We start from the raw sequence: 20,246 nt of genomic DNA, 5'->3' as shown, positions 1-20,246 counted from the left end.
AAACAGCCCCGGGCTCTTAGCTCGGTCGATAAACGCGCACATTGGCATGCCCCTCACTGAGCAAATGGTGGGCATGCAGGCGACTCATCACGCCTTTGTCGCAATACAACAGGTACTGACGGCTGTCATCCAGTTCCTTGAAACGTGCGTTCAATGCATAAAACGGCAACGTTTGTACGTCGATGCCAGTGATGTCCAGCGGCTCATCTTCAGCGGCATCCGGGTGACGGATGTCGATGACGATTTGGCCGGCCAGCGCTTCACTGACTTCTTCGATCTGCAAATCCTGGCCCAGTTCGTCGATCACGCGATCGATTGGTACCAGCTTGGCGTTCTCGAGCGCACGCTCCAGAATCGCCATGTCGAACTGTTGTTCTTCGTACTCCACGCGGTGACGCTTGGCGTGGGTCTTGGGGTTCACCGAGATGACCCCGCAGTATTCAGGCATGTGCTTGGCGAAGTCGGCGGTACCGATCTCGTTCGCCAGGTCGATGATGTCCTGTTTGTGACTGGCGATCAGCGGGCGCAATACCAGCTTCTCGGTCACACAGTCGATCAATGACAGGTTTGGCAGCGTCTGGCTGGACACCTGAGAGATCGCCTCGCCGGTCACGAGCGCCTCGATCTGTAGCCGATCGGCAATCCGGGACGCAGCGCGCAACATCATACGCTTCAATACTACGCCCATATGACTGTTATCGACTTTGCCGAGAATTTCTCCCAGGACTTCCTCGAACGGCACGCTGACAAACAGCACGCGCTGGGAGCTGCCGTACTTCTTCCAGATATAGTGCGCAACTTCCATCACGCCCAATTCGTGTGCACGCCCGCCCAGGTTAAAGAAGCAGAAGTGGCTCATCAGCCCGCGACGCATGATCTGGTAGGCCGCCACGGTGGAATCGAAACCGCCGGACATCAGTACCAGGGTCTGTTCCAGCGCGCCCAGCGGGTAGCCGCCGATGCTGTTGTGCTGGCTGTGGATCACAAACAACCGTTGGTCGCGAATTTCCATCCGCACTTCGATTTGCGGTTCTTTGAGGGAAATTCCGGCGGCGGCGCACTCACGACGCAGCTTGCTGCCGACGTATTTTTCAACGTCCATGGAGCTGAACGGGTGCTTGCCAGCACGCTTGCAGCGCACGGAAAAGATCTTGCCTTCGAGCTCAGCGCCGAAGTGCTGTTTGCACTTCTCGGTGATGTCGTCGAAGTCCCCCAGCGGGTACTCGTCAACCTGCAGGAAATGCGCGATGCCCGGCATGCAGCTCAGGCGCTCGGTCATGTCCTTCAAGGCTTTGGGGTCGGTAATGCGGGTTTCCAGCTCGAGATTGTCCCACACGCCGTTCACCACCACAGCCGGGTCCAGATCGCGGAGCACGGCACGGATGTTCTTGGCCAATTGACGGATGAAACGCATCCGTACCGGTCGGCTCTTGATGGTGATCTCGGGGAAGACTTTAACGATTAATTTCATGGAAACAGCGCGCACAGGGCCAGCCGAAAAAGGGGGGCGCGGATTATAGCGGAAATAGCTCAAGGTTTAACCAGTTAATATACAAACGGCTTTGAGCGCACTAAAACGGGGCATTTGTGGTTTTTAACGCTACATTGCAGTGCGCGATTTGTGCCGTTTTAACGGATTGCACCTTTATAAGGGCCATTTTGAGGCAAAAAGGCCATGTTGGCGCACTGGCATGCAATTTGCTCCCTTGTGAGGCAGGTTGCCTTGGTCGAGTATTCGCGCCGGCATCACCCACATTCTAAGGGCTACTCCACTACCCAGCCCGAAGCCACCCGGAGGACACTATGTCGAAGTCGGTTCAACTCATCAAAGATCATGACGTCAAATGGATTGATCTGCGCTTCACGGACACCAAAGGCACTCAGCACCACGTGACCATGCCGGCTCGCGACGCGCTGGATGATGCTTTCTTCGAAGAAGGCAAAATGTTCGACGGTTCCTCCATCGCTGGCTGGAAAGGCATTGAAGCTTCCGACATGATCCTGATGCCGGACGACAGCACCGCCGTACTCGACCCGTTCACCGAAGACCCAACGCTGATCATCGTCTGCGACGTGATCGAGCCGTCGACCATGCAAGGCTACGACCGTGACCCACGTGCGATCGCCAAGCGTGCCGAGGAATACCTGAAGTCCACCGGTATCGGCGACACCGTATTCGTAGGCCCTGAGCCTGAGTTCTTCATCTTCGACCAAGTGAAGTTCAAGTCCGACATCTCCGGCTCCATGTTCAAAATCTACTCCGAACAAGGTTCTTGGATGTCCGACCAGGACATCGAAGGCGGCAACAAAGGCCACCGTCCAGGTATCAAAGGCGGCTACTTCCCGGTTCCTCCGTTCGACCATGACCACGAAATCCGTACCTCCATGTGCAACGCCATGGAAGAAATGGGCCTGGTCATCGAAGTTCACCACCACGAAGTGGCGACTGCCGGCCAGAACGAAATCGGTGTGAAGTTCAACACCCTGGTAGCCAAGGCTGACGAAGTCCAGACCCTGAAGTACTGCGTACACAACGTGGCTGATGCCTACGGCCGTACCGCTACCTTCATGCCTAAGCCACTGTACGGCGATAACGGTTCGGGTATGCACGTTCACCTGTCCATCGCCAAAGATGGCAAGAACACCTTCGCTGGCGAAGGTTATGCCGGCCTGTCCGACACCGCCCTGTACTTCATCGGCGGCATCATCAAGCACGGTAAGGCCCTGAACGGCTTCACCAACCCGTCGACCAACTCCTACAAGCGTCTGGTCCCAGGTTTCGAAGCACCAGTGATGCTGGCCTACTCGGCTCGCAACCGTTCCGCTTCGATCCGTATTCCTTACGTGTCCAGCCCTCGCGCTCGCCGTATCGAAGCTCGCTTCCCGGATCCGGCAGCCAACCCGTACCTGGCTTTCGCTGCCCTGGTAATGGCCGGCCTGGACGGCATCCAGAACAAGATCCACCCAGGCGACGCCGCCGACAAAAACTTGTACGACCTGCCGCCTGAAGAGGCCAAAGAGATCCCACAAGTGTGCGGCAGCCTGAAAGAAGCCCTGGAAGAGCTGGACAAGGGCCGTGCGTTCCTGACCAAAGGCGGCGTGTTCAGCGACGACTTTATCGATGCCTACATCGCCCTGAAAAGCGAAGAAGAAATCAAGGTCCGCACCTTCGTACACCCACTGGAATACGAGCTGTACTACAGCTGCTGATCCGGTAGCGCTGCTTAACGTGGCGTAACGAGAAAGACCTCCTTCGGGAGGTCTTTTTTTTGCGCAGATTTTGTAGGAGCGAGGGGACGCCTAGTGCTTGCTCGCGAAAAACGCAAAGACACCGCATTTCTTCAACATTTACGCGTTATCGTTAACGGCCTTCGCGAGCAAGCTCGCTCCTACAGGGGATCTCCTTTGAAATTTCGATTCGTGTTTGCCTTGATGTTCGTCAGCGCCAGCGCATTCGCTGCACCCCCCACCCTCGCCTCGCTGCTCGACAGCATTGCCGAACGACTGGCCGTCGCAGATCAGGTCGCCCTGAGCAAATGGGACAGCCACAAGCCCGTCGAAGACCGGCAGCGGGAGCAGGATGTGATTGCCAGCGTGGTGGCTCAGGCGCCGAGCTATACACTGGCACCGGCGGCAGCCGAGCAATTTTTCTCGGCACAGATCGAGGCGAATAAATTGGTGCAGTACGCCCACCTGTCCGACTGGCAGTTGCAAGGCAAGGCACCCAATGACCCGCGCCCTGATCTGGTCGGGACCATTCGCCCGCAACTGGACCAGTTGCAAAAGCGCCTGCTGCAACAGCTCGCGGACTTCACCCCGGAGCGCACCAACCCACAGTGTCCGCAGTGGTTGGCCCAGGCGAATCACAAACCTCTGAACGACCCGCTGCGCCAACTGGCAATGATCCGCGCCACCGCCGAGCTGTGTATCTACAAAGGTTAAGGGCTGCACACTCGATTAAAAATTGTGGGAGGGGGCTTGCTCCCGATAACGGTGAGTCAGTTGATGCAGGTGCTGACTGACAACCTGCTATCGGGAGCAAGCCCCCTCCCACATTTGGATTGTGTGCATTCACGTGCTGATGCGACAGCTTCCTGAACAGACTTTGCAAAACCGCACTATATTGGTGCAATACCTTGCACCCTTCCCACTAACCCAGCCCATTTTGGTTCGAAACTTCACCCTCAAGCTGGCAGAACGCCACAGTTTCGCGCCTCAACCCCCTATTTCAGGGCTTTAACGCTTCTTTTCGGAGCCTTGGTTTGGTTTTTGCATTTTCCTTGTATCAGCGCGCGCCTCAAGCCTGCGCCTTGCTCCAAAAGAGGTCCTAATGACCATCAGCGACGCACTGCACCGTTTGCTACTCGACAACCTGACCACCGCGACCATCCTGCTCAATGACGAACTGCGCCTTGAGTACATGAACCCCGCGGCGGAGATGCTGCTGGCCATCAGCGGTCAGCGCAGCCATGGGCAATTCATCAGCGAACTGTTCACCGAGTCCGCCGAGGCGTTGAGTTCCTTGCGTCAGGCCGTGGAGCAGGCACACCCGTTCACCAAGCGCGAAGCGATGCTCACGGCCCTCACCGGCCAGACCCTCACCGTCGACTACGCCGTGACCCCGATCCTGAGCCACGGTGCCACGCTGCTCTTGCTGGAAGTCCATCCCCGTGACCGTCTACTGCGGATCACCAAGGAAGAGGCGCAACTGTCCAAGCAGGAAACCAGCAAGATGCTGGTGCGCGGCCTGGCCCATGAGATCAAGAACCCTCTGGGCGGGATTCGCGGCGCAGCGCAGTTGCTGGCCCGTGAGTTGCCAGACGAGAACCTCAAGGACTACACCAACGTCATCATCGAAGAAGCCGACCGCCTACGTAACCTGGTAGACCGCATGCTTGGCTCCAACAAGCTGCCGTCGCTGGCGATGACCAACGTCCATGAAGTGCTGGAGCGCGTCTGCCATCTGGTTGAAGCCGAAAGCCAGGGCTGCATCACCCTGGTGCGTGACTACGACCCAAGCATTCCCGATGTATTGATCGACCGCGAACAGATGATTCAAGCGGTACTCAACATCGTGCGCAACGCCATGCAGGCCATCAGCAGCCAGAACGAGCTGCGCCTGGGCCGCATCAGCCTGCGCACCCGCGCCCTACGCCAGTTCACCATTGGCCATGTGCGCCATCGCCTGGTGACCAAGGTCGAGATCATCGACAACGGCCCAGGCATCCCGGCAGAACTGCAGGAAACCATCTTCTTCCCTATGGTCAGCGGCCGCCCGGACGGTACCGGGCTGGGCCTGGCCATTACCCAGAACATCATCAGCCAGCACCAGGGCTTGATCGAATGTGAAAGCCATCCTGGCCACACCACCTTCTCGATCTTTCTGCCACTGGAACAAGGAGCCCCATCGACATGAGCCGTAGTGAAACTGTGTGGATCGTCGATGACGACCGTTCTATCCGCTGGGTCCTGGAGAAAGCCTTGCAACAGGAGGGCATGACCACCCAAAGCTTCGACAGCGCCGACGGGGTGATGAGCCGCCTGGCCCGCCAGCAGCCCGACGTGATCATCTCCGATATCCGCATGCCCGGCGCCAGTGGCCTGGACTTGCTGGCGCGGATTCGCGAGCAGCACCCGCGCTTGCCAGTAATCATCATGACGGCGCACTCGGACCTGGACAGCGCTGTCGCGTCCTATCAGGGCGGCGCCTTTGAGTATCTGCCCAAGCCATTCGATGTCGACGAGGCCGTGGCCCTGGTCAAGCGTGCCAACCAGCACGCCCAGGAACAACAGAACCAGGAGGTGGTGCCCGCTTTGACCCGCACCCCGGAAATCATCGGTGAAGCGCCGGCGATGCAGGAAGTGTTTCGCGCCATCGGGCGCTTGAGCCACTCCAACATCACCGTGCTGATCAACGGCGAATCCGGCACCGGTAAAGAGCTGGTGGCCCACGCCCTGCACCGTCACAGCCCACGGGCGGCATCGCCGTTCATCGCCTTGAACATGGCGGCGATTCCAAAGGATTTGATGGAGTCCGAGCTGTTCGGCCATGAAAAGGGCGCGTTCACTGGTGCGGCCAACCTGCGCCGTGGTCGTTTTGAACAGGCTGATGGCGGCACGCTGTTTCTCGACGAAATCGGCGACATGCCTGCGGATACCCAGACGCGACTGCTACGGGTATTGGCGGACGGCGAGTTTTACCGGGTTGGCGGGCATACGCCGGTCAAGGTTGATGTGCGGATCATCGCCGCCACCCACCAGAACCTGGAAACCCTGGTGCATGCCGGGAAATTCCGTGAAGACTTGTTCCACCGCCTGAATGTGATCCGCATCCACATCCCACGGATGTCGGACCGGCGCGAAGATATTCCGACCCTGGCCCGCCACTTCCTCAGCCGCGCCGCCCAGGAGCTGGCCGTCGAGCCGAAGCTGCTGAAAAGCGAAACCGAGGAATACCTGAAGAACCTGCCATGGCCGGGCAACGTGCGTCAGCTGGAAAACACCTGCCGCTGGATCACGGTGATGGCGTCCGGACGCGAGGTGCATATCAGCGACCTGCCTCCGGAGCTGCTGAGCCTGCCGCAGGATTCGGCCCCCGTGACCAACTGGGAACAGGCGCTGCGCCAGTGGGCTGATCAGGCGTTGGCCCGTGGCCAATCGAACCTGCTGGACAGTGCCGTACCGGCCTTCGAGCGGATCATGATCGAAACCGCCCTCAAGCACACCGCCGGTCGCCGTCGCGATGCCGCCGTGCTGCTGGGCTGGGGCCGCAACACCTTGACCCGCAAGATCAAGGAGCTGGGGATGAAGGTTGACGGTGGGGATGATGACGAGAGCGATGAGGGCTGATCGCCGCCCTCCATTCCACTGAAGATCCAAAATGTGGGAGCGGGCTTGCTCGCGAATTCGATGTGTCAGTCAATATATCTGGTGACTGATGCACCGCATTCGCGAGCAAGCCCGCTCCCACATTTTGATCTTCAAAAGGCTTGAGACCGTGCACCGCTTCAATGCACCACGAACCGGCATCGCGCACTTATCCAAAGCCTGAAACACCCGCCTTGCGTAAAAAACATCCAACGTCAAAAACACCAAAGCCCCGTAATCCGGGGCTTTGCGCTTTCTGCACAAGTTTTTTGGCACAGTTCCACAACTCTGGCACGCGCCCTGCAATACCTCTGTCACTACCCAGTTTCGGGGACCTTGGTACAGGCAGGCCGAGAATCCCCTCTTTACACCCGGGATGCTTGATGCGGATCGCGTCGCGCCCCACAGCCGTTTTGGGAGCCCTGGTACAGGCAGGCCGGGAACTCCCTTCTTTATACCCGGGGCTTATGAGGCAACCCGCCCGTAGCCCCAGCCCGTTTTGGGAACCTTGGTACAGGCAGGCCGGGGATTCCCTCTTTTATTGCTCCTGGAGATGGATCTCCAATCGCCAGCGACCATCGACCTTCTCTCCCGACCATTCCCCCCGCAACGGCCTGGCCGCCACCAGGTTCAGCAGCAAGCCACCATCAGTCTTGCGCAGCCGCCAGTTCACGTCCTTATCGTTAACCTTCAATTGCCCGCCTTGAGCCTTGCCAAGCGCGTCGAACAACAACGCCACAGTGCCGTCGATATGCTCGCCGTGCAGCTTGGGTTCGCTGTTGAACCACACCACCAAGCCATCGACCGCAGGCTCGACTTGTTGCAGCTCAACCGGGTCAGGCGTGGTCAGCCGGCCGATCATCAAGCCCACCATCAAGCCGACAATTGCCAGCGAGCCCAAAACCCTTGGCAATAGCTTCGGCCTGGGGTCTTCTTCAGGGGTAGAATGCAGCGCATCTTTGCCTTCGGAGCCGTGCATGTTTCACGTCATCCTTTTTCAACCAGAAATTCCGCCGAATACCGGCAACGTTATCAGGCTCTGCGCCAACAGTGGCTGCCACCTGCATTTGATCGAGCCGCTGGGCTTCGACATGGACGACAAGCGCCTGCGCCGCGCCGGGCTGGACTACCACGAGTACGCCACCCTGCAACGCCATGCCGACCTCGCCAGTTGCCTGGAAAGCCTGAACCATCCCCGGCTGTTTGCCTTCACCACCAAAGGCTCGCGACCGTTTCATGATGCCAGCTTCGCCGAAGGCGACGCCTTCCTGTTCGGCCCGGAAAGCCGTGGCCTGCCGGCAGACGTTCTCGACGCACTGCCTGACGGTCATCGCCTGCGCCTGCCCATGCGCGAAGGCTGCCGCAGCCTGAACCTATCCAACACCGTGGCGGTTGCGGTCTATGAAGGCTGGCGACAACTGGGCTTCAAGTAACACACAAAACAAATATGGGAGCGGGCTTGAGTGGGAGCCGGGCTTGCTCGCGATGCAAGCACCTCGGTGTGTCAGTCACACCTCGGTGATGCTATCGCAGGCAAGCCAGCTCCCACACAAACCAGCTCCCACATTTAGTTCTGCGTCAGGTTCGGTCTTACTGAACCGTCGGTGCGCCTTCCTGTTGCATGCGCTGCAGCTCTTGAGCGTACAGGGCATCGAAGTTCACCGGAGCCAGCATCAGCGCAGGGAACGAGCCGCGGGTGACCAGGCTGTCCAGGGTCTCACGGGCATACGGGAACAGGATATTCGGGCAGAACGCGCCCAGGGTGTGGCTCATGGACGCTTCGTCCAGACCCTGGATCAGGAAGATACCGGCCTGTTGCACTTCAGCAATGAAGGCCACTTCTTCGCCATTCTTGACGGTTACCGACAGGGTCAGCACCACTTCATGGAAGTCACCTTCCAAGGCCTTTTGGCGGGTGTTCAGGTCCAGAGCAACGCTTGGGCTCCATTCCTGACGGAAGATCGCCGGGCTTTTTGGCGCTTCGAACGACAAGTCACGCACGTAAATACGCTGCAGGGAAAATTGTGGGCCTTGAGCCTCTTCTGCTGCCGCTTCGGTGTTCTGTTGGTCAGTCATCTCAGATCCTTCTTGATCTTGGGGTCTTTTAGGGTTTAGGAGTCAGACGTGAAGCAGCGTGTCCAATTTACCGGCGCGCTCCAGGGCAAACAGGTCATCGCATCCACCGACATGCTTGTCGCCGATCCAAATCTGCGGCACGGACGTGCGTCCCGCTTTCTGGGCCATTTCGGCGCGCACCTGGGGTTTGCCATCGACTTTGATCTCTTCGAAGGCAACGCCCTTTTTCTCAAGCAGAGCCTTGGCCCGCATGCAGTAAGGGCACCAATCGCTGGAGTAAACGACAACCTGGCTCATTTCACTTCACCAACGGCAAATTATCAGCGCGCCAGCTGGAAATACCGCCGGACAGTTTGGCGGCGGTGAAACCGGTTTTCAGCATCTCGCGGGCGTGAGTGCCGGAGTGCTGGCCCTGGGCGTCCACCAGAATGATGGTCTTGGCCTTGTGCTTTTCCAGCTCGGCCAGACGCGAAATCAGTTTGTCCTGGGGAATATTCAACGCACCGACAATGTGACCGGCGGCGAAATCCTTGGCGGGACGGATGTCGACAACGACGGCCTCATCCTTGTTGACCAGTGCGGTCAGCTCGGCCGTGCTGAGGCTGCGGCCACCGCGGCTCATTTCGTGAGCGATCAGCAGAGCCAGCAGTACGACGAACGCACCGGCGAGCAAATAGTGGGTTGTGGCGAATGCAATCAGGTGATCAACCATCAAGGAGGTTCCAGGGCGTTAAAATGGCGGTAAGTATACACAGCCGCCATGGTCGGCCAACCCCCGTAAAGCGGTGACGCCACCGGAACTTCGCTTTAAACTGCCACTCCCTTTTCAATCCCCTTCATTAATTACCGCCGCGAGAGGATCTATGACTACCACGCCTAAACCTTTGGTCCTGATAATTCTCGATGGCTTCGGACACAGTGAAAGCCACCACGACAACGCCGTGTACTCGGCCAAAAAGCCTGTACTGGACCGTCTGACCGCGACCGTACCCAACGGCCTTATCTCCGGTTCAGGCATGGACGTGGGCCTGCCGGACGGCCAGATGGGCAACTCGGAAGTCGGCCACATGAACCTGGGCGCCGGACGAGTGGTCTATCAGGACTTCACCCGCGTGACCAAATCCATCCGCGACGGTGAGTTTTTCGAAAACCCGACCATCTGCGCGGCGGTAGATAAAGCCGTCTCCGCCGGTAAGGCCGTGCACTTCATGGGTCTGCTGTCGGACGGTGGCGTGCATAGCCACCAGGACCACTTGGTCGCCATGGCCGAACTGGCCTACAAGCGCGGCGCCGAAAAGATCTATCTGCACGCGTTCCTCGATGGCCGCGACACCCCGCCGAAAAGCGCGCAATCATCCATCGAACTGCTGGACGCCACCTTCTCTGCCTTGGGCAAGGGCCGCATCGCCAGCCTGGTGGGGCGCTATTTCGCCATGGACCGTGATAACCGCTGGGACCGCGTCTCTCAAGCCTACAATCTGATCGTCGACGGCAACGCCGAGTTCAACGCCGCCACCGCCCAGGAAGGCCTCGAAGCCGCCTACGCCCGTGGCGAGAGCGATGAATTCGTCAAGGCCACCACCATCGGCGAGCCGGTCAAGGTTGAAGACGGCGACGCCGTGGTGTTCATGAACTTCCGGGCCGACCGTGCCCGTGAACTGAGCCATGTGTTTGTCGATGCTGGCTTCAAGGACTTCGAGCGCGCCCGCCAGCCGAAAGTCGAATTTGTGATGCTCACCCAATACGCCGCCAACATCCCGGCCCCGTCGGCCTTTGCCCCGGGAAGCCTGGAAAACGTGCTGGGTGATTACCTGGCGAAAAACGGCAAGACCCAACTGCGCATCGCCGAAACCGAGAAGTACGCCCACGTGACCTTCTTCTTCTCTGGTGGTCGCGAAGAACCGTTCCCGGGCGAAGAACGCATCCTGATCCCGTCGCCAAAAGTCGCCACCTACGACCTGCAGCCGGAAATGAGCGCGCCGGAAGTCACCGACAAGATCGTCGATGCCATCGAGCACCAGCGTTATGACGTGATCGTGGTCAACTACGCCAACGGCGACATGGTCGGCCACAGCGGTAACCTGGAAGCGGCAGTAAAAGCCGTGGAATGCCTCGACCTGTGCGTCGGCCGTATCGTCGAGGCCCTGGAAAAAGTCGGCGGCGAAGCCCTGATCACCGCCGACCATGGCAACTGTGAGCAGATGTCCGACGAAACCACCGGCCAAGCCCACACGGCCCACACCACGGAACCGGTACCGTTCATCTACGTTGGCAAGCGCGACCTGAAAGTGCGTGAAGGTGGCGTACTGGCAGACGTGGCACCGACCATGCTGAAGCTGATGGGGCTGGAAAAGCCGAAAGAGATGACGGGTACGTCGATCCTGGTCTAAAGCACCACACAAAACAGTGTGGGAGCGGGCTTGCTCGCGAATGCGGTTTATCAGTCACCGAATGCAGTGGCTGATAAACCGCATTCGCGAGCAAGCCCGCTCCCACATGGGTTTGTGGCAATTTAGGGGATGTCTTTTAGCCATCCCACTGCCACTCAGCACCTAACTTGCCCGCCAGCCCGAATTGGGCGTTTTTTTTGCAGCGTGGGCCGGGCATACTAGGCCGTCCCTTTCCCTGGTGTCGCCCGCCTCTATGCTTCGCGCCTTGATTACCCTCGCTCTTGTCTGCCTGCTTCAACCGGCTTTTGCCGATGAGCGCGCACAAACCCAACAACAGTTGGACGCTACGCGTCAGGACATTACTGAGCTGAAAAAATTGCTCGGCAAGCTCCAGGAAGAGAAATCCGGGGTGCAGAAAGACCTGCGTGGCACGGAAACCGAGATGGGCAAGCTGGAGAAGCAGGTCCAGGAGCTACAAAAAGAATTAAAGAAGAGCGAGTCGGAACTGGAGCGACTCGACGGTGAGAAAAAAAAACTCCAGAGCGCACGGGTTGAACAGCAACGCCTGATCGCGATCCAGGCCCGCGCCGCCTACCAGAACGGCCGCCAGGAATATCTCAAGCTGCTGCTCAACCAGCAGAATCCGGAAAAATTCGCCCGCACCCTCACGTATTACGACTACCTGAGCAAGGCCCGCCTGGAGCAGTTGAAAAGCTTCAACGAGACCCTGCGCCAGTTGGCCAATGTCGAACAGGAAATTGCCAACCAGCAATCACAGTTGCTGGACCAGAAAAGCAGCCTCGACGCCCAGCGCGATGAGCTGGACAAGGTCCGCAAGGAGCGCCAGCAGGCGCTGGCCAAGCTCAACAACGACGTGAAGGCCCGTGACGCCAAGCTTCAAGCTCGCGAGCAGGACCAGGCCGACCTGGGCAAAGTGCTGAAAACCATCGAGGAAACCCTGGCTCGCCAGGCCCGCGAAGCCGAGCAAGCGCGACAAAAAGCGCTGCTCGCCCAGCAGGAAGCGGAAAAAAAGCGCCAGCGTGAAGCTGAAGCCGTCGCCACCGACGCCCCGCGCAAACCGGTGCATGCGGCACCTGGCCCACTGGTTTCCAGCGCTGGCGTGTCCTACGGCGGACCTTTTGCGTCATCCCGGGGCAAACTTCCATGGCCAGTTGATGGTCGATTGCTTGCGCGCTTTGGTGAAAACCGTGGCGACGACACCCGCACCAAGTGGGATGGCGTGATGATCAGCGCCGCCGCCGGCAGCCAGGTGCATGCCGTTCACGGTGGTCGCGTGGTGTTTGCCGACTGGTTGCGTGGCGCCGGTTTGCTGGTGATTCTTGACCACGGCAATGGCTATTTGACCCTTTACGGCCACAATCAGACTTTGCTCAAAGCTGCAGGTGATGTTGTAAAAGCCGGTGAATCCATCTCCACTGTCGGTAGCAGTGGCGGCCAGGATACCCCGGCGCTGTACTTCGCTATTCGTCAGCAGGGCCGCCCGAGCGACCCGGCACAATGGTGTCGCACCCAAGGATAAGGGTCGTACCTAAATTAGGAGTTCGTTCGACATGCTGCATTTGTCCCGCCTCACTTCGCTGGCCCTGACGATCGCCCTGGTGATCGGCGCGCCTTTGGCATTCGCCGACCAGACCGCTCAGTCAGCCGTTGCCGCGACCACCAAGGCGCCGTTGCCTCTGGACGAGTTGCGCACCTTTGCCGAGGTCATGGACCGGATCAAGGCAGCCTATGTCGAACCTGTAGACGACAAGACCCTGCTGGAAAATGCCATCAAGGGCATGCTCAGCAACCTCGACCCGCACTCCGCCTACCTGGGCCCGGAAGATTTCGCTGAGCTGCAGGAAAGCACCAGCGGTGAATTCGGTGGCCTGGGGATTGAAGTAGGCTCCGAAGACGGCATGATCAAAGTGGTCTCGCCGATCGACGATACGCCAGCCTCCAAGGCCGGGATCCAGGCCGGTGACCTGATCGTCAAGATCAACGGCCAGCCGACCCGTGGCCAGACGATGACCGAAGCTGTGGACAAGATGCGCGGCAAGATCGGCCAGAAAATCACCCTGACCCTGGTACGCGACGGCGGAGCGCCGTTTGACGTGACCCTGGCGCGGGCGACCATCACGGTCAAGAGCGTGAAGAGCCAGTTGCTGGAGTCGGGTTACGGCTACATCCGTATCACCCAGTTCCAGGTCAAGACCGGCGACGAAGTGGCCAAGGCCCTGGCGAAACTGCGCAAGGACAACGGCAAGAAGCTCAGCGGTATCGTCCTCGACCTGCGTAACAACCCAGGCGGCGTGTTGCAGGCGGCGGTGGAAGTGGTCGACCACTTCATCACCAAAGGCCTGATCGTCTACACCAAGGGCCGTATCGCCAACTCCGAGTTGCGCTTCTCGGCCACCGGCAACGACCTCAGCGAAGGCGTGCCGATGGTTGTGCTGATCAACGGTGGTAGCGCTTCAGCGTCGGAAATCGTCGCCGGTGCACTGCAGGATCAGAAACGTGGCGTGCTGATGGGCACCACCAGCTTCGGTAAAGGCTCGGTGCAAACCGTGCTGCCGCTGAACAACGAGCGGGCACTGAAGATCACCACGGCGCTGTACTACACACCAAATGGTCGCTCGATCCAGGCCCAGGGCATCATCCCGGACATTGAAGTGCGCAAGGCCAAGATCACCAACGAGCAGGACAGCGAGTACTTCAAGGAAGCCGACCTGCAAGGTCACTTGGGTAATGGCAACGGCGGCGCCGATAAGCCTACCGGCAGCAGCCCGAAAGCCAAGTCGATGCCTCAGGACGACGATTACCAGTTGGCCCAGGCGCTGAGCCTGCTCAAGGGCTTGAGCATCACGCGCAGCCGTTGATATGCGTTGTGGACTGATCATCACGTTGTTGTGCTGTCTGGCGGGAGTTGCCCAAGGCGCTCCTGCCAGCGTCGATCCCGCGCCCCGCAAAGCCTACCTGACCCTGATCATCGACGACCTCGGCCAGAACCTGCCCCGGGATCGTCGCGTGTTGGCCCTGCCCGGCCCGGTCACCACAGCAATCATGCCCGACACGCCCCACGCCGCCGAATTTGCCCGCGAGGCTCATCGCGCCGGCAAGATCGTCATCCTGCACATGCCCATGGACCCGGCCACCGGCCCATTCGCCTGGCACCCTGACCTGTCCATCGAAGAACTCGGCAAACGCCTGGACGCCGCGTTCAAGGCCGTGCCGTACACCGCCGGCATCAATAACCACATGGGCAGCCGCATGACTGCGCAGCCTGAGGCCATGGCCTGGCTAATGGCTGAGTTGCAGCGTCGGCACAAGTTCTTCGTCGACAGCCGCACTAGCGCCAAGACCGTGGCTGCCGCCGAAGCGCAGAAGATCAGCCTGGCCAGCGTTTCGAGGGATGTATTTCTCGATGACGAGCGCACCGAAACGGCGATAACCACACAACTACAAACCGCCATCAAGCTGGCCCACAAACAGGGCTCGGCGGTGATGATCGGCCATCCCTATCCACAGACCCTGGCGGTATTGGAACGCGAGTTGCCCAAGCTCAAGTCCCAGGGCATCGAGTGGATTGATATCAAGCTGATGATCAGCGTGCGCAGCAACCAGGCCATGAGTGGACATGGCAAAAATGGCACTTACCTCCCTAGTCATTAGATAGATACCACTCGGCCAAGACCCAATCCTGAATAGTTGAAACTTGCAGTTCAACTTTCAGGACATCTCATGGAATCAATAAAGTTCGGCAACCTGCTCATCAACTTTACATCCGAGTTCACCCCTTTATGGAATGATCAGGGATCAGGCAGCGTACGCAGCGCCAGCTTCTGGAGACCCGTTCCTTCGTCAGATTTCCTGGCGGGCTACTTTCCTTTAGGCGACCTTGCGGTCCCCGGGCACGACAACATCAACAAACGCAACATCGTCGCCGTGGTCAAGGAAGGCGAGCCCCCTGGCAGCGAGGCCCTCGTAAAGGACAAGGCACTCAGCCAACCCGATGATTATGAGTTGGTCTGGAAAGATTCTGGGTCAGGTGCGTACGCCAACGGCTCAATCTGGCGCCCGATTCCTCCTGAGGGATATGTAGCGATGGGGCTGGTCTGCGGTACCGGCCATGACAAACCGTCGCGCAACGCAATACGTTGCGTCCGAGCCGACCTGATCATCGCATCCTACGTCGGCGAGTTAATCTGGAATGACAGAGGCAGCGGCGCTTACAAGAACTTCAGTGCCTGGAGTATCCAGCCACCGGGGGCCGCATCAGGTGAAGTGTATTTTTCAGCAGGTACTTTTGTCGGTGTCGGCAGCTATACAAAACCGGCTCAACACATCACTGCCTACGCCTTGCGGATACAGATCCCACTGAAGGTCAACCCTCCCCCTGTGGCACCGGCGCTGCCAAGTTATGCACAGCCTTCTCCTTTCGAAGCAGGCAGCATCAGTCACGTTGCCGAAATTTGCTGGTTCACCGTAAAAGATCCTAACTTGCTTCCTATCGAGCAACTACGCACATCCCCCGTCTATAGGCTGGAAAGAACAGACCGATACGTATTGGTGGGCTTTGGCCACAACAAAACCACCGTTCCACAGAACTTCAAATGGACTGCCACCCGGGGGAAAACGGAGGGAAATCAAAAATACTCACAGATACCACTGCCATTGAGGTAGGTGCCGAGTGGCAATTCAATATATGGGCCTCCTCCATCACCTTTTCCGCAAAACTGAGTAAAAGCCTCACTCACACGGAAACGTCGGCCAGCGGATGGGTAACATCGACAGCCTTTGAAGTCGCCGCTACGGTACCGGCGAATAAGGCAGTCGCGGTGTATCTGATTCAGAGCGACTACAAGCTGCTGCGGAAGAACGGCACACAAGTCGCTACCGATGTCAGTTACACCGACGGTGACAGCGTGTATTGGAGTGAGTACCCGCCTGCAAGGGAGTGTGAAGTCACCTGCAAACCGATTTAGAGATAGCGTGCCATGATGGCATCCACAGTGCCCTCTTTACGCAGCTCATCCAACGCCGCCTGAAGTTTGGCCACCGTATCGTCAGGCACCTCTTTGTTCAGCGCCAGGTACAACTCGGCACTGTTGAAGCGCAACACCGTCTTTAGCCCCGTCACCCCGACTTGCCGCGCCAGGTAGCGTCCGGCTGGATCGCCCGTGGCCCAGAGGTCGATCTGGCCATCCAGGAGCTTTTGCGCATTGTCCTGGTCACGCAACACGAGCACCGGCCTGAGTCCTTGCTTCTCCAGGGTCTCAGCAATGGCATCGCCCTTGTAGGCGCCAATCTTGTAGCGGCGGGCCTGCTCAAGCTCGCTCAACTGGATCTTGCTATCCGCTTTGGCCAACAGCACCCAATCATCCGGACCGATAGGCCCCACCCACTTGAACAGCGCTTCGCGATCCGGCAAGCGAGCCATTACAAACACGCCGTAGCCAGGCTTTTCCAAGGCGAGTTTGTAGATTCGTTCCCAAGGGAAACGCAAGGTGAGGTTGTAGGAAATACCGGCACGCTTGAAGGTTTCGCGGACGATGTCCACGGCAATGCCTTCGATGTTCTCGTCCTTGGCGAAATTCTTGCCGTTTTTCGCCATGTTGTAGGGCGGAAAGTTTTCCGTCAGCAACACCAGTGAAGTGTCAGCCGGGTCGGCAGCATCGGCCGAGCCCACCAACAAAATGGAAGAGCTGGCGAGGGCAAGAAGCAGGTCTTTGAACATGAAAGGTTACCGAAATCCATGGCAGGCCCAAGAGTGCCGCGAGCCTGCCATGGTGTCCAGTGACGTTTAGCGTACGACGATTCCGCGCGCGGCCATGTAGGCCTTGGCCTCGGGAACGGTGTATTCGCCGAAGTGGAAAATGCTCGCCGCCAGTACCGCGCTGGCATGACCTTCGATCACGCCATCGGCCAGATGCTGCAGGTTACCGACGCCGCCGGAAGCGATCACCGGGATGCCCAAAGCGTCGCTGATCGCGCGAGTCACGCCCAGGTCGAAGCCGTTTTTCATGCCGTCCTGGTCCATGCTGGTCAGCAGGATTTCACCGGCACCCAGGCCTTCCATCTTCATCGCCCACTCCACCGCATCCAGCCCGGTAGGTTTGCGCCCGCCGTGGGTGAAAATCTCCCAGCGCGGCGTTTCGCCCGGGCCGGAGACTTTCTTGGCGTCGATGGCGACCACGATGCACTGCGAGCCGAAGTGCTGCGCGGCTTCGCCGACAAACTCGGGGTTGAACACGGCGGCGGTGTTGATCGAAACCTTGTCCGCACCGGCGTTGAGCAGGTTGCGAATGTCTTGCACGGTGCGCACGCCACCGCCGACAGTCAGCGGGATAAACACCTGGCTGGCCATGCGCTCGACGGTGTGCAACGTGGTGTCGCGGCCGTCGACGCTGGCGGTGATGTCGAGAAAGGTAATCTCGTCAGCGCCTTGCTCGTCGTAACGACGGGCGATTTCCACCGGGTCGCCGGCATCACGGATGTTCTCGAACTTGACGCCCTTGACCACTCGACCGTTGTCGACGTCCAGGCAAGGGATGATACGTTTGGCCAGCGCCATGGTCAGTCCTCAGCCTCTGTAGGCATCGCAGTAAGCCTGGGCTTCGGCGACGTCCAAAGTACCTTCGTAGATCGCCCGGCCAGTGATGGCGCCGATGATCCCGGGCGCCTTGGCGTCCAGCAGCGACTTGATGTCGCCCAGGTTGTGGATACCGCCGGAGGCAATCACCGGGATCTTGGTGGCAGCGGCCAGTGCAGCGGTAAACGGAACGTTGCAGCCCTGCATCATGCCGTCTTTGGCGATATCGGTATAAACGATGGCAGACACACCATCAGCTTCAAACTGCTTGGCCAGGTCGATCACCTGCACGGTGCTGATTTCAGCCCAGCCGTCGGTGGCGACGAAACCGTCCTTGGCATCCAGGCCAACAATCACCTTGCCTGGGAACGCGCGGCAGGCCTCAGCGACAAACGCCGGATCCTTCACGGCCTTGGTGCCGATGATCACGTAGCTCACGCCCGCTTTCACATAGTGCTCGATGGTTTCCAGGGAGCGGATGCCACCGCCGATCTGGATCGGCAGGTTCGGGTAGCGCTTGGCGATTGCCGTCACTACTTCGCCGTTGACCGGCTGGCCTTCGAACGCACCATTCAAGTCCACCAGATGCAGACGACGGCAACCACCTTCCACCCACTTGGCAGCCATGCTCACCGGGTCATCGGAGAACACCGTGGAATCTTCCATACGGCCCTGGCGCAGTCGTACGCAAGCGCCGTCCTTGAGATCGATAGCGGGAATAATCAGCATCTGGCAAACCTTATTCGATATTCAGCATTGCTCGAAAAATCAGGGTTTCTCGAGCGCCCACAAGTCGCTTTCGATGCTTTCGAACCTTTCTTTAAGGTGCGTCTGCGCATCGAAAATCGCCCTGTTGTAATAGTGCGGAGCAATTTCAGTGGTGAACAGCTCAAGGATCTCAGCCACCTCGAACGAGCCCAACTTGAGCTCGAAGCGGTCCTCCATGAAACGCTTGATCTTGTCAGTCGCCTCACTCTCCTGCTGGGGAGTGAGGTTCAAGATCGGCGGCTTGATCTTCTTGGCCATTACCGGCGCCCGTCCCAGGCGGCGAAGTTCTGCAGCAATTGCAGGCCATGGGTATGGCTCTTCTCCGGGTGGAACTGCACGGCAAAGCGCGAACCGTCGGCCAGGGCGGCGGCGAAGTCGACGCCGTAGTGCCCACCACCCACCACCTGGCCCCGATTACCGGCGGCGATGTAGTAGCTATGGACGAAATAGAAACGCGCCAGGTCCGGGACGTCGTGCCACAGCGGGTGATCCACCGTCTGGCGCACTTCGTTCCAGCCCATGTGCGGGACTTTCAGGTGTTCGCCGTCTTCGTGCAGGTCCTTGCCGAAGAATTTCACTTCGCCAGGGAACAGGCCGATGCAGTCGACGCCGTCGTTCTCTTCGCTGCTGTCGAGCAAGGCTTGCATGCCCACGCAGATGCCGAGGAACGGACGATCCTGGCTGACTTCGCGCACCAGGCTGTCAAAGCCCAGGCGGCGAATTTCAGCCATGCAATCGCGAATCGCGCCAACACCGGGGAAAACCACCCGGTCGGCTTCGCGAATCACGTCGGCATCGCTGGTGATCAGCACCTTGCCGGCGCCTACGTGTTCGAGGGCCTTGGCCACCGAGTGCAGGTTACCCATGCCGTAGTCGATAACCGCGACCGTCTGCATTACAGGACGCCCTTGGTCGATGGCATTTGCCCGGCCATGCGGTCATCCAGCTCTACGGCCATGCGCAGGGCGCGGCCGAAAGCCTTGAACACGGTTTCGATCTGGTGGTGGGTGTTGGTGCCGCGCAGGTTGTCGATGTGCAGGCTGACAAGTGCGTGGTTGACGAAGCCCTGGAAGAACTCCTGGAACAAGTCGACATCGAAGCCGCCCACGGTGGCGCGGGTATACGGCACGTGCATCTGCAGGCCTGGGCGGCCCGAGAAGTCGATGACCACACGCGACAGCGCTTCATCCAGCGGCACATAGGCATGGCCGTAGCGACGGATGCCTTTTTTGTCACCGATGGCTTTGGCGAAGGCCTGACCCAAGGTGATACCGACATCCTCCACGGTGTGGTGGTCGTCGATATGCAGGTCGCCCTTGCTGACGATATCCAGGTCGATCAGCCCGTGACGGGCGATCTGGTCCAGCATGTGCTCAAGAAAAGGAACACCGATATCAAATCGGGCCTTTCCGGTGCCATCCAGGTTGATCGAGGCTTTGATCTGGGTTTCCAGAGTGTCGCGCTCGACGGACGCCTTACGTTCGGCCATCACCAACTCCGCAAAATCATTGGGCGAAAAAGGCAGCCATTATAGGGGCGCGGGCGCTAAACAG

The 20,246-nt window shown here is 59.0% G+C and carries 21 protein-coding genes; 10 read left to right on the top strand and 11 right to left on the bottom strand.

The features are described from left to right. Positions 1-16: 16 nt before the first annotated feature. Complete coding sequence (thiI, locus tag HKK55_RS27475; protein ID WP_169357453.1) at positions 17-1,471, bottom strand: tRNA uracil 4-sulfurtransferase ThiI; 1,455 nt, start codon at positions 1,469-1,471, stop codon at positions 17-19. Positions 1,472-1,803: 332 nt separating this feature from the next. Between thiI and glnA the strand changes: the two genes are divergently transcribed. The 4 genes from glnA to ntrC all read left to right on the top strand — a co-directional run bounded on the left by glnA (position 1,804) and on the right by ntrC (position 6,849). Beyond that, a complete protein-coding gene (gene glnA / locus HKK55_RS27470) occupies positions 1,804-3,210 on the top strand; it encodes a glutamate--ammonia ligase (RefSeq protein ID WP_155582943.1) in 1,407 nt (468 codons plus the stop codon). A gap of 195 nt (positions 3,211-3,405) precedes the next feature. Further along, entirely contained in the window at positions 3,406-3,942 is a 537-nt protein-coding gene (locus HKK55_RS27465; protein ID WP_169357452.1) for a chorismate mutase, read from the top strand. Positions 3,943-4,330: 388 nt separating this feature from the next. Next, positions 4,331-5,416, top strand: coding sequence for a nitrogen regulation protein NR(II) (gene glnL, locus HKK55_RS27460; RefSeq protein WP_155582945.1), 1,086 nt, complete (start codon positions 4,331-4,333; stop codon positions 5,414-5,416). Then, positions 5,413-6,849, top strand: coding sequence for a nitrogen regulation protein NR(I) (gene ntrC / locus HKK55_RS27455; RefSeq protein ID WP_155582946.1), 1,437 nt, complete (start codon positions 5,413-5,415; stop codon positions 6,847-6,849). The genes glnL and ntrC overlap by 4 nt, the downstream gene beginning before the upstream one ends. 556 nt (positions 6,850-7,405) lie before the next feature. Here the strand turns inward: ntrC and HKK55_RS27450 are convergent. Continuing rightward, the gene (locus HKK55_RS27450; RefSeq protein WP_169357451.1) at positions 7,406-7,846 is read right to left on the bottom strand and encodes a hypothetical protein; all 441 of its coding nucleotides are present in this window, start codon (positions 7,844-7,846) and stop codon (positions 7,406-7,408) included. Here HKK55_RS27450 and HKK55_RS27445 point away from each other — a divergent pair. After that, entirely contained in the window at positions 7,845-8,300 is a 456-nt protein-coding gene (locus HKK55_RS27445; RefSeq protein WP_003218007.1) for a tRNA (cytidine(34)-2'-O)-methyltransferase, read from the top strand. The two genes, HKK55_RS27450 and HKK55_RS27445, sit on opposite strands and share 2 nt — an antisense overlap. Before the next feature lie 157 nt (positions 8,301-8,457). Here HKK55_RS27445 and secB read toward each other — a convergent pair whose 3' ends face one another. The 3 genes from secB to HKK55_RS27430 are packed head-to-tail and all read right to left on the bottom strand — an operon-like array spanning position 8,458 to position 9,655. Then, positions 8,458-8,943, bottom strand: coding sequence for a protein-export chaperone SecB (gene secB, locus HKK55_RS27440; protein WP_169357450.1), 486 nt, complete (start codon positions 8,941-8,943; stop codon positions 8,458-8,460). A gap of 42 nt (positions 8,944-8,985) precedes the next feature. Then, entirely contained in the window at positions 8,986-9,240 is a 255-nt protein-coding gene (grxC, locus tag HKK55_RS27435) for a glutaredoxin 3 (RefSeq protein WP_155582949.1), read from the bottom strand. A gap of 1 nt (position 9,241) precedes the next feature. Continuing rightward, complete coding sequence (locus HKK55_RS27430; RefSeq protein WP_155582950.1) at positions 9,242-9,655, bottom strand: rhodanese-like domain-containing protein; 414 nt, start codon at positions 9,653-9,655, stop codon at positions 9,242-9,244. Between the two features lie 151 nt (positions 9,656-9,806). On the opposite strand from HKK55_RS27430, the gene gpmI reads away from it, so the two are divergent. The 5 genes from gpmI to HKK55_RS27405 all read left to right on the top strand — a co-directional run bounded on the left by gpmI (position 9,807) and on the right by HKK55_RS27405 (position 16,016). Next, positions 9,807-11,333, top strand: coding sequence for a 2,3-bisphosphoglycerate-independent phosphoglycerate mutase (gene gpmI / locus HKK55_RS27425; protein WP_169357449.1), 1,527 nt, complete (start codon positions 9,807-9,809; stop codon positions 11,331-11,333). A 253-nt stretch (positions 11,334-11,586) separates the two neighbouring features. Then, positions 11,587-12,873, top strand: coding sequence for a murein hydrolase activator EnvC (locus HKK55_RS27420; RefSeq protein WP_169357448.1), 1,287 nt, complete (start codon positions 11,587-11,589; stop codon positions 12,871-12,873). Positions 12,874-12,904: 31 nt separating this feature from the next. Next, positions 12,905-14,212 carry a S41 family peptidase gene (locus HKK55_RS27415; protein ID WP_169357447.1) on the top strand — a complete coding sequence of 436 codons (1,308 nt, stop codon included), beginning with the start codon at positions 12,905-12,907 and terminating at the stop codon, positions 14,210-14,212. Between the two features lies 1 nt (position 14,213). Then, complete coding sequence (locus tag HKK55_RS27410; RefSeq protein WP_169357446.1) at positions 14,214-15,005, top strand: divergent polysaccharide deacetylase family protein; 792 nt, start codon at positions 14,214-14,216, stop codon at positions 15,003-15,005. Positions 15,006-15,074: 69 nt separating this feature from the next. Continuing rightward, entirely contained in the window at positions 15,075-16,016 is a 942-nt protein-coding gene (locus HKK55_RS27405) for a Vps62-related protein (RefSeq protein ID WP_169357445.1), read from the top strand. A 298-nt stretch (positions 16,017-16,314) separates the two neighbouring features. Here the strand turns inward: HKK55_RS27405 and HKK55_RS27400 are convergent, their stop codons facing one another. From HKK55_RS27400 to hisB, 6 genes are all read right to left on the bottom strand, one after another. Continuing rightward, positions 16,315-17,070: an ABC transporter substrate-binding protein gene (locus HKK55_RS27400; protein ID WP_169357444.1), complete on the bottom strand. Its 756-nt coding sequence runs from the start codon at positions 17,068-17,070 to the stop codon at positions 16,315-16,317. Between the two features lie 66 nt (positions 17,071-17,136). Further along, on the bottom strand, positions 17,137-17,907 hold the full coding sequence (hisF, locus tag HKK55_RS27395) for an imidazole glycerol phosphate synthase subunit HisF (protein WP_003171107.1): 771 nt from the start codon (positions 17,905-17,907) through the stop codon (positions 17,137-17,139). Between the two features lie 9 nt (positions 17,908-17,916). After that, positions 17,917-18,654, bottom strand: a complete 738-nt coding sequence (gene hisA, locus HKK55_RS27390) for a 1-(5-phosphoribosyl)-5-[(5-phosphoribosylamino)methylideneamino]imidazole-4-carboxamide isomerase (protein ID WP_169357443.1) — start codon at positions 18,652-18,654, stop codon at positions 17,917-17,919. Between the two features lie 39 nt (positions 18,655-18,693). Further along, a complete protein-coding gene (locus HKK55_RS27385) occupies positions 18,694-18,951 on the bottom strand; it encodes a DUF2164 domain-containing protein (RefSeq protein WP_169357442.1) in 258 nt (85 codons plus the stop codon). Beyond that, positions 18,951-19,589: an imidazole glycerol phosphate synthase subunit HisH gene (gene hisH / locus HKK55_RS27380; protein WP_169357441.1), complete on the bottom strand. Its 639-nt coding sequence runs from the start codon at positions 19,587-19,589 to the stop codon at positions 18,951-18,953. The genes HKK55_RS27385 and hisH overlap by 1 nt, the downstream gene beginning before the upstream one ends. Further along, positions 19,589-20,182, bottom strand: a complete 594-nt coding sequence (gene hisB / locus HKK55_RS27375) for an imidazoleglycerol-phosphate dehydratase HisB (protein ID WP_003218037.1) — start codon at positions 20,180-20,182, stop codon at positions 19,589-19,591. Before hisB ends, hisH begins: the two co-directional genes overlap by 1 nt. Between the last annotated feature and the right edge of the window lie 64 nt (positions 20,183-20,246).

Origin of the sequence: Pseudomonas sp. ADAK18, assembly GCF_012935695.1 — a bacterium.
Classification (GTDB): domain Bacteria; phylum Pseudomonadota; class Gammaproteobacteria; order Pseudomonadales; family Pseudomonadaceae; genus Aquipseudomonas.
The sequence above is the reverse complement of the archived record's forward strand: the minus strand, read 5'-3'. Positions and strand labels throughout refer to the sequence as shown.

Coding starts and splice junctions, on each gene's coding strand:
- thiI (WP_169357453.1), bottom strand. CDS start 1,471: ATGAAATTAATCGTTAAAGTCTTCCCCGAGATCACCATCAAGAGCCGA.
- glnA (WP_155582943.1), top strand. CDS start 1,804: ATGTCGAAGTCGGTTCAACTCATCAAAGATCATGACGTCAAATGGATT.
- glnL (WP_155582945.1), top strand. CDS start 4,331: ATGACCATCAGCGACGCACTGCACCGTTTGCTACTCGACAACCTGACC.
- ntrC (WP_155582946.1), top strand. CDS start 5,413: ATGAGCCGTAGTGAAACTGTGTGGATCGTCGATGACGACCGTTCTATC.
- HKK55_RS27445 (WP_003218007.1), top strand. CDS start 7,845: ATGTTTCACGTCATCCTTTTTCAACCAGAAATTCCGCCGAATACCGGC.
- HKK55_RS27450 (WP_169357451.1), bottom strand. CDS start 7,846: ATGCACGGCTCCGAAGGCAAAGATGCGCTGCATTCTACCCCTGAAGAA.
- secB (WP_169357450.1), bottom strand. CDS start 8,943: ATGACTGACCAACAGAACACCGAAGCGGCAGCAGAAGAGGCTCAAGGC.
- grxC (WP_155582949.1), bottom strand. CDS start 9,240: ATGAGCCAGGTTGTCGTTTACTCCAGCGATTGGTGCCCTTACTGCATG.
- HKK55_RS27430 (WP_155582950.1), bottom strand. CDS start 9,655: ATGGTTGATCACCTGATTGCATTCGCCACAACCCACTATTTGCTCGCC.
- gpmI (WP_169357449.1), top strand. CDS start 9,807: ATGACTACCACGCCTAAACCTTTGGTCCTGATAATTCTCGATGGCTTC.
- HKK55_RS27420 (WP_169357448.1), top strand. CDS start 11,587: ATGCTTCGCGCCTTGATTACCCTCGCTCTTGTCTGCCTGCTTCAACCG.
- HKK55_RS27415 (WP_169357447.1), top strand. CDS start 12,905: ATGCTGCATTTGTCCCGCCTCACTTCGCTGGCCCTGACGATCGCCCTG.
- HKK55_RS27410 (WP_169357446.1), top strand. CDS start 14,214: ATGCGTTGTGGACTGATCATCACGTTGTTGTGCTGTCTGGCGGGAGTT.
- HKK55_RS27405 (WP_169357445.1), top strand. CDS start 15,075: ATGGAATCAATAAAGTTCGGCAACCTGCTCATCAACTTTACATCCGAG.
- HKK55_RS27400 (WP_169357444.1), bottom strand. CDS start 17,070: ATGTTCAAAGACCTGCTTCTTGCCCTCGCCAGCTCTTCCATTTTGTTG.
- hisF (WP_003171107.1), bottom strand. CDS start 17,907: ATGGCGCTGGCCAAACGTATCATCCCTTGCCTGGACGTCGACAACGGT.
- hisA (WP_169357443.1), bottom strand. CDS start 18,654: ATGCTGATTATTCCCGCTATCGATCTCAAGGACGGCGCTTGCGTACGA.
- HKK55_RS27385 (WP_169357442.1), bottom strand. CDS start 18,951: ATGGCCAAGAAGATCAAGCCGCCGATCTTGAACCTCACTCCCCAGCAG.
- hisH (WP_169357441.1), bottom strand. CDS start 19,589: ATGCAGACGGTCGCGGTTATCGACTACGGCATGGGTAACCTGCACTCG.
- hisB (WP_003218037.1), bottom strand. CDS start 20,182: ATGGCCGAACGTAAGGCGTCCGTCGAGCGCGACACTCTGGAAACCCAG.